Source organism: Kitasatospora saccharophila (genome assembly GCF_039529925.1).
In the GTDB taxonomy this organism is placed as follows: domain Bacteria; phylum Actinomycetota; class Actinomycetes; order Streptomycetales; family Streptomycetaceae; genus Kitasatospora; species Kitasatospora saccharophila.
Genome location: NZ_BAAANS010000016.1, coordinates 117544 through 131774, shown reverse-complemented (window position 1 = coordinate 131774; position 14231 = coordinate 117544). Strand labels below are relative to the sequence as shown.

Sequence of the window (14231 nt, the reverse complement as noted above, 5' to 3'; positions counted from 1 at the left end):
GCGTTCCGCGGGCGGGTCAGCCCTCGGGCGAGGGGCGGTGCCGGGCGTTCAGCAGGGCGAGCAGGCGGACGAACTCGGTCCGCTCGGCGGGGGAGAGCGGGTCGAGCAGTTCCTGCTGGGCGGCGGTGACCAGGGCGTCCAGCCGCTGCAGCCGGGCCCGCCCGGCGGGGGTGAGGGAGACGACGTTGCGCCGCCGGTCGACCGGGTCGGGGTCACGGACCAGGAAACCGGCGTCGGCGAGCTCGTTCAGGACGGCGACCATGTCGCTGCGGTAGACGCCGGTGCGGCGGCTGAGCTCGGACTGGCTGGCGGGGCCGGTCTCGGCGAGCGCGACCAGGACCGCGAAGTGCCACTTGCGGGCGTCCTCGGCGGCCAGCCGGTCGTTCACCAGCCGGTCGGCCGCGGCGGCGGCCCCGGCCAGCAGGCGGCTGGGGACGGCGCGCAGCCGCTCGGGCGTGGCGTCGTCGGGGGCGGGGCTCATGCGGGGTCCTCCACTGTTGCGTTAGTGCCACTAACAGTCTACATTCGTTAGTGCGGCGAACGTTTATGGCGCTAACGAAAGCGCCGCCGACCGCACCGAGGTGACACCGTGATCGAGCCCTACCGCATCCACGTCCCGCAAGCCGACCTCGACGACCTCGCCGACCGCCTCGCCCGCACCCGCTGGCCCGACGAGATCGACGGCGCCGGCTGGGACTACGGCTTCCCGCTGGCCCGCCTCCGGGAACTCGCCGAGCACTGGCGCACCCGCCACGACTGGCGCGCCCACGAAGCCCGGCTCAACCAACTCCCGCACTTCACCACCGAGATCGACGGCCAGCGGATCCACTTCCTGCACCTGCGCGCCGAGAACCCCGACGCCCTCCCGCTGGTCCTCACCCACGGCTGGCCCGGCTCCTTCCTGGAGTTCCTGGACGTCCTCGAACCGCTGCGCCGCGACTTCCACCTGGTCGTCCCGTCCATCCCCGGCTTCGGCTTCTCCGGCCCCACCCGCGAACGCGGCTGGGACGTCGCCCGGGTCGCCCGCGCCTGGGCCGAACTGATGGACCGGCTCGGCTACCGGCGCTACGGCGCCCACGGCGGCGACTTCGGCGCGGGAATCTCCACCGCGCTCGCCGCGCACGCCCCCGACCGGGTGGTCGGCGTCCACGTCACCTACCTGCCGCTGCCGCCCGACCCGGCGGCCGGCGAACTGTCCGCCGCCGACGAGGCCCGGCTCGACACGGTCCGCGCCCTCCAGGCGAACCGGCCGCCGTACCAGGCCCTCCAGGCCACCGCCCCGCAGACGCTCGGGTACGCGCTCACCGACTCCCCGGTCGGCCAACTCGCCTGGATCGCCGAACGCTTCGCGCACTGGACCGACCCGGCCACCCCCGTCGACGACGACCGCCTGCTCACCAACGTCGCCCTGTACTGGCTGACCGCCACCGCCGCCTCCGCCGCCCGCCTCACCCGGGAGACCCCGCGCGGCGCCACCCCCTGCCCCGCCCCGCTCGGCGTCGCGGTCTTCGCGCACGACATCACCCTGGCCGTCCGCCCGCTGGTCGAACGCCGCTACCGGGTCGCGCACTGGTCGGAGTTCGACCGGGGCGGGCACTTCGCCGCGATGGAGGTGCCCGCCCTGCTCGCCGGGGACGTCCGGAAGTTCTTCACCACCCTCCCGGAGGCCACCCTCCCCGAGACCGACCTTCTGGAGGCCGCCCTCCCGGCGCCCGCCGCTACCGGCGCAGCACGCTCAGTTCCAGGCGCAGGTCCGCGTAGCGGGCCGCTTCGTCCTTGAAGTGCGGCACCACCTGCTTGGCGACCGCGTCCACCGCCGCGAGCAGGGCGTCCACCTCGGCCTTGGTGGTGGTCAGCCGGCGGGAGACGGCGGTCGCCTGGCCGACGTCGCGGCGCAGCACGGTGTCCAGGTGCTGCAGCGCCTTCCGCTTCTCCGGCGCCAGGGCCGCGGTGTCGGCGGCGTGGGTCGCCACCAGCTGCCAGCGGGTGGCGACGTCGGCCAGGATCGCCCGGGGGAGGGCCTGGGCCAGGGCGTCCCAGTCCTGCGCGGTGGTGGCCGGGACGGGCAGCGCGGTGAGGGCCCGCAGGAGCGGTTGCAGGGCCAGCCGTTCCTGCGGGCGGTCGTTCTCCACCAGCCAGTCGACGATGTCGCGCAGCCGCGACGCGTAGGCCGGCTGGTAGAAGCCGGCCGGGGCGACGGCCGCCAGCACCGCCTCCAGGATCCGCCCGCCGAGCCGCTGCACGTCCTCCCCGAACACGCCGCGCCACACCATCAGCGCCCCGGACGAGGCGTCGCAGGAGACGTGCCCGCCGTCGGCGGCCACCGGCACCACCTCCAGCCGGGACAGCAGCTGCTTCGCCCGCTCCAGGCAGTCCGAGATCCCGCGCACCGCCCCCTTCCCGAGCCAGCTCAGCCCGTGGGACCCGAGCCCCGAGTACCTGGCGGCGATCAGGCCCTCGCTCACCAGCTTCTGCTCGAAGGCCACCAGGGCGGCCTGGTCCGGGTCAGCGGACCAGGCCCTCTGCCGGGCCGCCAGTTCGGAGTCCGGGACATCGACCTCGGCGTGCGCGAGCGCGCCGGAGCCGCGGATCCACGCGCGGTTCAGCACCAGGTCGACCCAGGCCAACGCCGCCCCGAGGACGGTCCGCCCCGCCACGCTCCGCAGGTGCTCGCGCTGGGCCGGCAGCGGGCCGAGCTTGCCGTAGCGTCCCGGCCGCCCGAGCGCGCCCTCGGCCAGCCGGGCCGCCAGTTCGGCGTAGCTGTCCGCGTTGACCGCGGTCAGCGCGGGCGTCAGGTACCCCCAGGCCCACTCCGACCGGTACGCGTAGTCCTTGACCGGGAAAGCCCCGCCCTCCCGCAGCGTGTGGGAGAGCTCGTGGAGCACCGTCAGGGTGTTCAGGTGCGAGGACGTGACGGACTCCACCAGCTCCGGGCGCAGCTCCAGTCGGAGCAGCTGCGGGTTCGCCCCCGCGGTGATGGACGTGTTGGCCCCGACCGAGGGCGACAGTCCGGCCTCCGTCTGGACCAGGTCGCCCAGCGCCGCCAGCTCTCCGGACAGGGCCCGGAACCGGCGGCCGAAGTCGGCCTCCTCCGGCCCGCCGGGGGCGGCCCCGACGAGTAGCGCCCGCAGGTCGGCCGCGGTGAGTCGGCCGACCAGGGCGGTGATCTTGGCGTCCATGTCCTGGACGACCAGCTTCTGCTGGTCGGAGAGCTTCTGGGGCAAGGGGAGTCCTTCGCGGCTCGGTGCGGCAGGTGCGGCGTCCCCGAGTCTCGCCCACGGCGATGGACGTTCGATAAACGCGAGTTGACGACCCGTCAGGTAACGAGCGGATCGGTCAACTGGCTCTCGCCGTCGAAGGAGCGCGCCGCGCCGAACACCCCCTCTGGGTCCGGGCGGCGGCCCAGCAGCCGGTGCGCCGGCGCCAGCCCGTCCGGCTCCATCCGGCGGGTCAGGCCCAGGTGCGGCATCCAACGGCCCGGCGGATACGGCGGGTTGGGCTCCGGGGCGATCGCGCCGCACACCGCCAGGGTCAGGTGCGGGCGGTGCCCCGGGTGCGGGTTGTCCACGAGCGAGTCCGCCCACCGTCGGCCGGCTGCCGCCACACCGTCCGCACCGCCCGGTCGAACGCCGGATCACAGGTCAACTCGATGGTCCGCATGCCACCACGGTGGAACCGGCCCCCGGCGGCACCCGTACGCGCCCCGTGTGATGGGCTGTGCGGATGCGCACCACCGACCGGCGCCCGCCGCGCCGCCAGCACCCCCGCCCGGACGGCCACCGGACGCCCCTGGAAAGGGAAGTGACGTCCCGTCGGCCCGGCGCACCGGACGCCGCCCGGCGCCCCTCGCGGGGCTCGGGGGACACCCCGGGGGAGCGGCGGGCCCGGGCCGGGTGGCTGGCGGCCGCGGGCGCGGTGCTGCTGCTCGGTCTGGCCCTGCCCGCCCTGGTGCCGGACGGCGCGGCCGCCCTGCTCGGCGGGGCGCTGTACACCGCGCTGTTGCACACCGTGCTGATGGCCGCCGCGCCCCGGCTCGGCCCGTGGACCGCCGCCGGCACCGCGCTCGCCGCCAGCTGGGCGGTGGAGCTGTTCCAGGTCACCGGCCTGCCCGCCGACCTCGGCGAGCACAGCCGGCTCGGCCGGCTCGTCCTGGGCACCACCTTCGACCCGTCCGACCTGCTCGGCTACGCCCTCGGCGCGGCGGCGGTGCTCGCCGCCCACCACGCGCTCCGCCGCCGGGCGTGCGGGCGGACCCGCGAGCGGGACCGCCATCCGGCCGGGCGGTTCGACGCCCCGGAGGTCAAATAGGTACATTTGGGACATTCGGGAGCAGTAGCCAGGCTTCGCGCGTCCACGCACAGAAGACAGAAGGCCGAACGCCTTCGGAAAGGGTCTCCATGCACCCCGCCCTCACCCCCGCCGCCCTCGCCGAACTGCGCCGGCCCCGCCCCTACCCCGCGGTGTCCATCCTGATGCCCACGCACCGCCGCGAGCCGGACAACGCGCAGGACCCGGTCCGCCTGCGCAACCTGGTGGCGGAGGCGAAGGAGAAGGTCCAGGCCGACCCCGAGGTCTCCCGCGCCGACCGGATCGACGTCCTGGAGCAGCTGGACAAGGCGCTCGCCGAGGTCGACCTGGTGCACGCCGAGGACGGCCTGGCGATCCTGGTGGCGCCCGGCGAGCACCAGGTCTGGTCGCTCGGCCGCACCGCCCCCGCCCGGGTGGTCCTGTCCGACACCTTCCTGACCCGCAACCTGGTCGCCTCGCAGATCGCCGAACGCCCCTACTGGGTGCTCGCGGTCGCCGCCGACCGGGTGGTCCTGTGGGGCGGCGACAAGGAGCGCCTCACCGAGGCGAAGACCCACGGCTTCCCGCTGGTCCGGGTGTACGACAACCCCGACCCCGAACGCCAGGAACGCATCGGCGACACCCCCAGCACCTTCCGGGACGAGGAGACCAAGACCTTCCTGCGGCAGGCCGACAACGGGATCGCCAAGCTGATCGCCGCCGACCCCCGCCCGCTGTACGTGGTCGGCGACGCCCCCGCGCTCGCCCTGCTGGACGCCGCGGGCCCGATCACCAAGGCCACCACCTCCCAGATCCCGTACGGCGGCCTGGCCCAGGGCACCGCCGAAGCCGCCCTCAAGGTGGTCGAACCCGCCCTGCGCGCGCACGCCGACCAGGAGATCACCGACGCCCTCGCCCGCCTCGACAAGGCCCGCGGCCGGACGGCCTTCGCCGCCGGGATCGACGAGGTCTGGCAGACCGCCGCCGAGGGCCGGATCGCCCTGCTGGTGGTCGAGGAGAACTTCCGCACCACCGCCCGCGACGACGGCGACCACCTCGTCCCCGCCGAGGAGGGCCAGAGCGGCGCCCGCGAGGACGTCGTCGACGAGGTCATCGAACGCGCCCTCGACACCGGAGCCACCGTCAGCTTCGTCCCCGACGGCACCCTCTCCGACGCCGGCCGGATCGCCGCCGACCTGCGCTACTGAGCCCACCCGCACCACCGGCCCACCCGCACCACCCGCAGCCGCCGGGGGCCCGCACCGGACGCGTTCCGGTGCGGGCCCCCGGCGGCTGCGGGCGTCCGGCTCAGCCCGTCGAGGCCCCCAGCAGCACCCCCACCGCGTACGTCACGCCCATCGCGACCCCGCCGCCCAGCACGTTGCGCAGCACCGCCCGGCGCGGGTCCGCCCCGCCCAGCCGGGCACTCGCCCAGCCCGTCACCACCAGCGCCGCCAGCACCGCCAGCACCGTCACCCACACCCGCACCGACTGCGGCGGCAGCACGATCGCCAGCAGCGGCAGCAGCGCACCCACCGTGAACGCCGCGAAGGACGCCCACGCCGCGTGCCACGGATTCGTCAACTCGTCCGGATCGATGCCCAGTTCGGTCTCCGCGTGGGCCGCCAGCGCATCGTGCGCGGTCAGCTGCACCGCCACCTGCCGGGCCAGCTCCGGATCCAGCCCCTTCGCCTCGTACAGGCCCGCCAGCTCGGCCAGCTCCGCCTCCGGCGTCAACCGCAGCTCCCGCCGCTCCAGCGCCAGCGCCGCCTGCTCCGCGTCCCGCTGGGTGCTCACCGACACGTACTCGCCCGCCGCCATCGACAGCGAACCCGCCAGCAGCCCCGCCAGACCCGCCGTCAGCAACTCGGTCGACGAGGCGTTCGCCCCCGCCACACCCACCACCAGGCCGGCCGTCGACACCACGCCGTCGTTCGCCCCCAGCACCGCCGCCCGCAGCCAGTTCAACCGCCCGCCCAGCGCACCCCCGTGCGCCTCGTCGTGGTCCGGCGGCGGAACGGGGCCGGGGCCCTGGGTGCGGGAAGCGGTCATGCCGCCAGTCTGCCCGCCCGACACCGATCCACCCCGCACCCCGGGCGGTCCGCCGGAAAACGCGTTGCCGCAGGTGGTGACGGTGCGTCAGGATGGCGGGCATGTGCTTCCGAGGAGGGACGGGCAGCCGGCACCACGTGTGCCCGCCCTGCCGGGCGTCCTACAAGCGGCACGGGCGGCGGGCGGAGACCTGCCCGCGCTGCCGCGGCCCGCTGATCGACGCCGGGCAGGACCTGCACGTCCCGCGCCGCTCCGACACCGCCGCCTGGCGGGCGCTCACCGCGCTGCTGCAGTCCGGCGTCCGGTTCGCGTCCGGCTGCTGCGACGGGCCCGGCTGGCGCCCGCGCACCCCGCGCGAGGTCCGCGAGCGCCTGACCGCCTCGGCTGGCACCGGCCTGCCCGTCGCCCGCGCCCTGATCACCCGGGACGTCGCGGACCTCACCGAGCTGCGGCGCGGCGCGGGACGGGTGCCGAAGGCGGGTCGGCCGCCGCGCTGACGTGCGGGCGGCGCACCGGCCGGACGGCCCCGGCCGTGCCGGGTGGTTCGCGGTCCGACCGCCCCCGCCGTCGGACCCGGCTCGCCCGTCACCCCTCACCCGGGCCCGGTTCCCGGGCGGCAGGCAGCAGGAGCAGGCGGCCGGACGGCCTCGCCGCCGGCGCTCAGCCGGCCGCCGCGCCGAGCAGCTCGCGCTGCGCCCGCCGCGTCGTCAGGCCCAGCGCGTGCAGCGCCAGGCGGCCGGGGCCGACCGGCTCGCAGTCCAGGACGGCCAGCGGCAGGCGCGCCGCCAGCGGGCCCGGTCCGTCGTCGGCCAGCCGCCGACGGACCTCGCCCGCGTACCGGGAGAACGGGGGGAACTCGCCCGCCGGAACGGGGAAGCGCGGCCAGGCGTACGACACCAGGGCCTGCTCGACCGCCGCCGCCAGGGCGCCGGGCGTGACGCCGGGCAGCGGTTCGGGCAGGGCCAGCAGCAGGTGCCCGGTGGTGACCTCGTTGTGGCCCCGGGCCACCGCCAGGGCGCATGCCGCGTCCAGCAGGTCGTCCAACGCCTCAGCGTCGTCGGTCAGTTGGGGAGTGCGTTCCGTCATGCCGGTCAGGCTCCCCCGGGCGCGGCCGCCCGGTCAACCGGACCAGGTCAGAGCGTGGTCGGGGCCGGGTCGCCCTGCGGGCTGCCGGTCCACCAGTTGCCCGGGGCGGCGGGGTCGCGGCTGGTCCAGTACTCGATGATCGCGCTCTCGAACTCCCCGGCGGACAGCGTGCCGTCGCCGTCCCGGTCCAGGTGCGCGAACGCCGTGTCCGCGTCACTGCGGCGCAGCTGCGGGAAGTGGCCGCGCTGGAAGGCGAAGAACTCGTCCGCGTCGACCAGGCCGTTGCCGTCCGCGTCCGCCACCGCGAGGAAGGCCCGGGCCAGCGCCCCGAGCGTGGCCGCCGCGGCCGCCGGGTCGTCGGCCAGCGAGGCGGTGGACGCCAGGAACTCCGCCCGGTCCATCGCCTCCGCCCCGGCCGGCAGGTGCGGCAGGTGCAGCTCCCGCCAGATCGCCACGTACGCCCCGACGATCCGCTCCTCCTGCGCCGACCCGGCCGGGTGCCCCAGCGACTTCGCCACCGACTGCCCCATCAGGACGTGGTCCTGCTCGGTGAGCCGCCCGTCCCCGTCGGCGTCCAGGTGGTCGAAGCCGTGACTGATCTTCGCGATGAGCAGGTCGTCGGACACGATTACCCTCCGGTGGGCGATAACTGACGGAGCGTCATCCTATCCGCCGCCCCGGCCCGCCCGCCGCAGGGGCGGCCCCGTCATCCGGCGGGCCACCGGTCGGCGTCCTCCACCTCCGCGCGCAGCGCGTGCGCCCGGCGCAGCGCGTACGCGAAGAGCGCGGGGGCCGTCTCCGCCAGCGACTCCAGCCGGACGACGGCCTCCCCGGCGCAGGCGACGGCCTCCACCCGCCCGCGGCCGGTCAGCAGCCCGCTCCGGGCCCGGGCGAGCAGGGCCGTCACGAGGGCGATCCGGTGATTGTCGCTCTCCGGGGGGTCGAGCCGCCGGGCGGCGGCCAGCGCCTCCGCCGTGTCGGCGAGCGCCTGCTCGGCCGGCCCGCGCTGGGCCCGGGCGACCCCGAGCGCGGCCAGCGCGTTGACCGCCTGGGCGGCACGCGCGGCCGCCTCCGCCGCCGGCAGGCCCCGGTAGATCCGCACGGCCCGTTCGGCGTCCGCGACCGCTCCCGGGTGGGGCGGTTCGCACTCCGTGCGCACCTGGGCCCGGGAGCCGAAGGTGTCCGCGACGATGCCCTCGTACGCCTCCACTCCCAGGCCCTCGATCGCCAGGGCGGCGGCGACGGCCCGGTCCAGGTGCGCCAGCGCCGCCTCCGCCCCGTCCACCTCGACCGACAGCGAGCCGAGCAGGCCCAGCGACAGGGCCGTCCCGGCAGAGCGAGCCGGATGCGCCGCGGGCATCCGCTCGAACGACTCGGCGACTTCGCGGAACAGCGCCAGGGCGCGGGCGGACTCCCCGGCCGCCCACAGCGCGTTGGCGTGCGAGAGCGCGCTGAGGGCCGGGGCGGGCATCCGGGCGTCCCGCTCGGCGGGCGGCAGGGCCTCCCACAGCGCGACCGCCTCCGCCACGTGGTCGGCGGCCTCCGGACGGCGACCCAGCTGGGTCAGCAGGTCGCCGGTGCCGGACAGGGCGGAGGCGAGGCGGGCCCGGTGCTCGTCGGTCGGCTGCCGCTCCAGCTGGAGGCGGCGCAACCCCACCGCTTCGGTGGTGACTTCGAGGGCTTCGGCGTGCTTGCCCGCAGAGGCGAGCTGACTGCGGAACAGGTCGAGGGACTCCAGCAGCCTGTCACGGTGGCGCTCGGGGTCGATCCGCTCCAGCGCGCGCCGTGTGTCCACCACCAGCCGCAGTGCCGCATGCGCGGCCTCGTGCCGACGGGCCAGGCCCAGGACTGCGGCGAGGACGCCCAGCAGGGCGGCCGACTCCGGTAGGGCCGCGGTCGGGGCGGCGGCCGCGACCGCGGCCCCGGCGGCGTCCGCCGCCTCCTCCAAGCGGCCTAACCGGTGCAGGCACAGGGCCTGGGTGGTGACCAGTCGGGCGAACAGCGGATTGAACGAGTCGGGCTGCGCCTCGGCGAGTATCCTGCTCGCCGCCACGCCCTGCTCGGCCACCAGCAGCGCCTCGGTGTCGCGGCCGGCGTCGCGGTGCACCGACGCGATGTTGTTCAAGCAGCGCGCGAAGTCCGCCTGGACACCGGCCGGCCGGGGCTCGGGGACGGACCGGTACAGCAGGACGGCCTGTTCCAGCAGGGCGAGCCCCTCCGCACCCCGGCCGACGTCGCCGAGCCGCAGGGCCAGGGTGTTCAGGGCCATCGCGTGGTCGGCGGCGAACGCCTCGGGGTGGGCCCGGTGCAGCTCCGCGTAGAGGACGACAGCCCGCTCCGCCGCCTCGATCGCCTGCTCCGCCGCTCCCGCGTCGCTGAGTTCGTTGGACCAGGTGTTGAGGGTCATCGCCAGGGGCTCGCGGTACGCCCCGGGCTGTTCCTCCGCCAGCTCCTGGTAGTGCCCGACGGCCTCCTGGGAAGTGGCGAGGGCCTCGCGGCCGAAACCGGCCCGACTCAGGCCGATGGAAAGCGAGTTGAGGCCCTGGGCCAGCTCGCCCCGGTAGGCGGCCGGCCGGCCCTCGGCGAGTCGGCGCCGCAGGGCGACCACCTCCCGGGACACCTCCAGCGCCTCGGCCGGGTGGCCGGTGTCGCCGAGGCAGTTCGCCAGGGTGCCGAGCAGCTTCGTCAGCAGGGGCCGGTGGGCGTCCGGCCGCTGCCGGGCCAGCGGGCGCAGCAGCGCGAGGGCCTCCCGGCTGCTGCGCAGGCACTCCTCGCCCCGGCCCCAGCCGCGCTGGATCAGGGCGAGGTTGTTCAGGGCGAGGGCCAGGTCGGCCACGGCCGCCTCGGAGGCGTCCGCCGCCCGCCGGCGCCGACACTCGACCACTGTCGTCCAGTCCGCCAGTGCGCGGGCGAGGCCGCCGAGGTTGCCGCGGGCGGTGGCGCGGGTGCCCAGCGCGGTCAGCAGGTGTTCGGGCCGGTCCAGTTCGCCCTGCCGTTCGAGCAGTTCGAAGCCCTGGACGGCGAGGTCGGCTGAGGCGAGGGCCTGGCCCCACAGCCCCAGTTGGGTCTGGAAGGCCGCCTGGTTGTTGAGGCAGTCCGCCAGCGATCTCCGCAGGGCGATCCCGTGCGGTGTCCCGGGATCGTGCCGGGCCGTTGCGGCGGTCAGCGTCTCGACAGCCTCCCCTGCCGTCGACAGGGCCCGGAGGTGGTCCCCGATCTCGGAGTACCGCTTGGACAGCTCGCGCTGCGTCCGGGTGCGGGCCAGGAGTTCTTCGGGAGTGTCGATGTCGTTCCCGCCGGGCACCTGCAAGGTCCGTTCGAGCAGGCGCACGGCCCAGGGGGCGAGGTTGTACGAGGAGTCGGGCAGCGCCTCGACCCAGGAGGCGAGCCGCTCGGGGTCGGAGTACGGGGAGTCGAGCAGTTGCAGCAGGGCGTCGGTCAGCGGTGCCGCCTCCTCGACGTGGGTGGCGGCGGCGATCGCGGGCAGGGCCAGGACGTCGGGTGAGGCAGTGCACAACTCGGTTACCCGCGGGGCGAGTTCGGCGCGCAGCGGGCGGTGCTGGGCGGCCCGGGTCAGTACGGTCAGCAGCCGTTCGGCGTCGCCGGGCGCCAGGTCGGCACTCAGCGCGGGGAGCAGGTAGGGCCGTCCCAGCACCCGCTGCCCGGCGAAGCGCTCGGCGATCCGGTCGGGCTGGACGGCCCCCCACGGGCCGGTCGCCGCCCCGGCGGGAGGGTAGGCGTCGGTGAGGCACTTCTCCACGGTCCCGCGCCGGGCGTCGTCCGAGAGCCCCCGAACGCGCCGCAGCACGGCGTCCGCCCGGGCGTGGTCGCCGGGGTCCAGCAGGGCCGTGGCGGCGAGCGCGTCCCGGAACGCCTCCGCCTCCGGGCCGGTCGGGCCGACCCCGTTGCCCGCCAGGATCCCGTTCCAGTGCCGCTCCTCGTGCAGGAGCAGACGCGTCTCCGCGTCGTCGGGGTTTTCGGCGGGAACCTCCAGCAGCCCGCTGCGGGAGGGCCGCGGAGCCGTCGGCAGCGGACTGCCCGCGTCCAGCAAGTCGGCCAGCACGGTCATGTGCAGGGTCAGCGGGTTGGCGTAGCGGGCGTCCCCCAGGTCGCGCGGCGGCAGCGCGGCTGCCGCCGCGGCCCAGTCGACGTGCGCGCGGCCGGGCAGTAGGCGCAACTGCCCGGCGAAGGCGTCCGCGGCCCACCGGTACAGCGCCGGCCGCTCCCCGGCGTCCGCCACCAGCGCGGGCAGCACGACCCGGGCGACCCGCCCCAGCGCCTCCGCCACTGCCTCGCCGCGCTCCTTGGCCCGGTCGCGCCACTCGCCATCCGTCCGGGCGATCAGTACGACCTTGAACGGGAGGTCACGGCCGGGGGCCGACTCGATCAGCTTCGCCAACTGGCCGATCCGCTGCTCCGCGTAGTCGAGCACCACCAGGACCCGGTGGTGGGTCTCGGCCAGGGGAGCCAGGTCCGGGCCGTCCTCCCCGGGCGCCCCGGACGCCGCCCACACCGCGGTCCACCGGCCGTGCGCGGGGTCGGTGATCAGCCGTTCAGCCAGTTCGCGCACCAGCCGGGTCTTGCCCTGGCCGCCGGGCCCGTGTACCAGCAGCACGGCCACCCCGGGCTGCGCGCACCAGTCGACCAGGTCCTCCAGGAGCTCCCCGCGGCCGTGGAAGGGGACCACCTCCCGCTCCGGGCGCAGCAGCGCGGCCGGAGAGTTACCGGACCGGTTCGGATCGGTGGACTCGGGGTCGGTCAGCGGGACGAACTCCACGGGTTCCAGCCGTAGCGAGTCGGCCCCGTACTTCTCCAGGGCCGCGCGGAACGCGTCGTCCTTCGTCGCACGGAAGAGGTAGTAGGCCGGTACGGCTTCGATCGCGGAGTGCTCGTAGAAAGCGGCCTCGCTCGCGACCACGCCGATCAACAGGCCGTTCGACAGCAGCGCGGCCCCGGAGAGGCCGGCCCAGGGCAGCTCCCTGCCCGTCCAGCCCGAAGGGAACTTGGCGTTGTCGAGCACGTAGCGGTTGCCGACGGAGGAGTCACCTGGATTGACCGACCCCGTCAGCTGGGAGGTCTCCACGAAGCCCTTGGGCTCCCCGGGCGATCGGCCGTCCGGGGAGCCCGTGTACTGGGCCACCTCGGGAACGCCCATCACCTCGCACCGCTGCCCCGTCCGCAGGGTGACGAACTCGCCCCAGCGGACGCCCGCCGAGGCCGGCGGGGTCCACCCGTCGTCGTCGACGTGCAGCAGTGCGGCGTCGTCGCGCCCGCCCGGGCTTCCCCGCCACACCACGGTCGCCCGGAAGTCCCGGCCGGTGCCGGGGCGGCGCAGCGACACCGTCGCCGCGGTGCCCACGACGTGTGCGGAAGTCAGTACCAGCCCGGGGCCGACCAGGTAGCCGGAGCCCCGGGTGCCCAGCCGGTAGACGATCACCACTCGGTCCTTCAGCACGCTTCCCCCCGCGCTCCACCGCCCCGGTCGCGTCTCAGCCCTCGTAGTAGCCGTCGAGGTCCTCCGGCGGGCGCGTGCCGCCGCCCTCGCTGGAGATCAGGAAGTCCGCCCGGCCGGCCTGCCGGGGCGTCAGGGTGAAGGAGATCCGGTGGGTCCTCCCGCGCGAAACGCTTCCCCCGGCCTCCGCGGACAGCGCCCAGACCTTGAACTTCCCGCCGGCCTTCGCGTCCGCCCGGAGCTCGACCTCGAACGTCATCTCGATCGGACCGACCTCGAAGAGCAGTTCCTGCCCGGTCCCGAGTCGCTGGGCCTTCAGCAGTTCGTTCCGCACGGCGGCCACGGCGTCCGCCAGTTCGATGTCCAACGTCATTCTCCCCTGGTCGAGTTGACGGCTCGATGGTCACCCTAGGGGGAGCGCGCGGGGCCGGCCGGGCGGACCCGTGAAGTAGGTCATTCCGATTTCGAAACGCCCGGGGGCTCAGTGGGCGGCCAGCGCGTCCGCGGACTTGGACCAGTTGTCGTGCAGCTTGGTGAGGTAGGCGCCGGCCTCGGGGCCGGGCTTGGTGCCGCGGGCGAAGGCGAGCATGTTGCCCGCGCCGGTGTTGTAGCCCAGCGCCATCAGCTCGTCGCGGGACAGCGAGGTGGCGGGGTGGGCCGGCAGTTGGGCGCCCAGGTCGTGCAGGTGCCAGGCGGCGGCGCGGACGGCGAGTCCCGGGTCGTCGGGCAGGTCCTCCCAGGGGCGGTCGGCGAAGGGGCGGTTCCGGCGGGTCTCGTCGTAGGCGGCGCGGTGCATGTTGGCCACGCCGAACGAGGCGTCGGGCTTCATCTTCTGCCAGGCGCGCTCGACGTCCGGGCCGTGCGGCTTGTACGCCTCGTTGAACAGGATCGCCATCACCAGTTGCGGGTTCACCCCGGCCTCGGCCGCGTACTGCTCCACCTGGGCGGCGAAGCGCGGCGGCGAGTAGTCGCCCAGCTGCCCGGTGGCGGCGGGCGAGGGCGAACCGGCGGGGGAGGAGCCCGGGCCGGCGGTGGTGGCGGAGCTCGCGGCCGGGGCGGCGGCGGGCGGCGGGGCGGGGTCGCCGCCGCGCTCGTAGGCCCAGATCCCCAGGACGGCCAGGGCCAGGACCAGCCACGGCCACTTCGCGCCGCGTTCCGCCACCGGTGGCTCCTTCCGTCCGTCGGATCGTGCGTGCCGCCGCGGATTCCGTGCCACCGGGCGACCGGTGGCCGTGTCCTGGCGCCGGGCTGTCGCGTTCTGCCAGATGTCGCCCGGTGCCGGGCGGCACCTGGGGGCGAGCTTACGTACCCGGAGCGGATTTGTATGCTTCGCCCGAACCTCTACAGCTATGTA

The 14231-nt window shown here is 75.6% G+C and carries 13 protein-coding genes; 4 read left to right on the top strand and 9 right to left on the bottom strand.

From position 1 onward, the window contains the following. Positions 1-16 precede the first annotated feature (16 nt). Positions 17-481 (bottom strand): MarR family winged helix-turn-helix transcriptional regulator, encoded by a 465-nt coding sequence (locus ABD345_RS14385; protein ID WP_344552433.1) that lies wholly within the window; start codon positions 479-481, stop codon positions 17-19. Between the two features lie 108 nt (positions 482-589). On the opposite strand from ABD345_RS14385, the gene ABD345_RS14380 reads away from it, so the two are divergent. Next, positions 590-1780, top strand: a complete 1191-nt coding sequence (locus ABD345_RS14380) for an epoxide hydrolase family protein (protein ID WP_344552432.1) — start codon at positions 590-592, stop codon at positions 1778-1780. Here the strand turns inward: ABD345_RS14380 and ABD345_RS14375 are convergent. Both ABD345_RS14375 and ABD345_RS14370 read right to left on the bottom strand, forming a co-directional pair. After that, positions 1719-3224 carry a hypothetical protein gene (locus ABD345_RS14375; protein ID WP_344552431.1) on the bottom strand — a complete coding sequence of 502 codons (1506 nt, stop codon included), beginning with the start codon at positions 3222-3224 and terminating at the stop codon, positions 1719-1721. The two genes, ABD345_RS14380 and ABD345_RS14375, sit on opposite strands and share 62 nt — an antisense overlap. A 92-nt stretch (positions 3225-3316) precedes the next feature. Then, positions 3317-3568, bottom strand: a complete 252-nt coding sequence (locus tag ABD345_RS14370) for a hypothetical protein (protein WP_344552430.1) — start codon at positions 3566-3568, stop codon at positions 3317-3319. Between the two features lie 233 nt (positions 3569-3801). On the opposite strand from ABD345_RS14370, the gene ABD345_RS14365 reads away from it, so the two are divergent. Further along, positions 3802-4308, top strand: a complete 507-nt coding sequence (locus tag ABD345_RS14365) for a ribosomal maturation YjgA family protein (protein ID WP_344552429.1) — start codon at positions 3802-3804, stop codon at positions 4306-4308. A gap of 89 nt (positions 4309-4397) precedes the next feature. After that, positions 4398-5495: a baeRF3 domain-containing protein gene (locus ABD345_RS14360; protein ID WP_344552428.1), complete on the top strand. Its 1098-nt coding sequence runs from the start codon at positions 4398-4400 to the stop codon at positions 5493-5495. 100 nt (positions 5496-5595) lie between these two features. Here the strand turns inward: ABD345_RS14360 and ABD345_RS14355 are convergent, their stop codons facing one another. Next, a complete protein-coding gene (locus tag ABD345_RS14355; protein WP_344552426.1) occupies positions 5596-6339 on the bottom strand; it encodes a VIT1/CCC1 transporter family protein in 744 nt (247 codons plus the stop codon). A 101-nt stretch (positions 6340-6440) separates the two neighbouring features. On the opposite strand from ABD345_RS14355, the gene ABD345_RS14350 reads away from it, so the two are divergent. Then, positions 6441-6836 (top strand): hypothetical protein, encoded by a 396-nt coding sequence (locus ABD345_RS14350; protein ID WP_344552425.1) that lies wholly within the window; start codon positions 6441-6443, stop codon positions 6834-6836. 163 nt (positions 6837-6999) lie between these two features. Here the strand turns inward: ABD345_RS14350 and ABD345_RS14345 are convergent, their stop codons facing one another. From ABD345_RS14345 to ABD345_RS14325, 5 genes are all read right to left on the bottom strand, one after another. Next, entirely contained in the window at positions 7000-7425 is a 426-nt protein-coding gene (locus ABD345_RS14345; RefSeq protein ID WP_344552424.1) for a Clp protease N-terminal domain-containing protein, read from the bottom strand. 47 nt (positions 7426-7472) lie between these two features. Further along, positions 7473-8051 carry an EF-hand domain-containing protein gene (locus ABD345_RS14340; protein ID WP_344552423.1) on the bottom strand — a complete coding sequence of 193 codons (579 nt, stop codon included), beginning with the start codon at positions 8049-8051 and terminating at the stop codon, positions 7473-7475. A gap of 80 nt (positions 8052-8131) precedes the next feature. Next, the gene (locus tag ABD345_RS14335) at positions 8132-12880 is read right to left on the bottom strand and encodes a P-loop NTPase (protein ID WP_344552422.1); all 4749 of its coding nucleotides are present in this window, start codon (positions 12878-12880) and stop codon (positions 8132-8134) included. A 34-nt stretch (positions 12881-12914) separates the two neighbouring features. After that, entirely contained in the window at positions 12915-13250 is a 336-nt protein-coding gene (locus ABD345_RS14330) for a trypco2 family protein (protein WP_344552421.1), read from the bottom strand. A gap of 108 nt (positions 13251-13358) precedes the next feature. Further along, a complete protein-coding gene (locus ABD345_RS14325) occupies positions 13359-14039 on the bottom strand; it encodes a lytic transglycosylase domain-containing protein (RefSeq protein ID WP_344552420.1) in 681 nt (226 codons plus the stop codon). Positions 14040-14231: the final 192 nt, after the last annotated feature.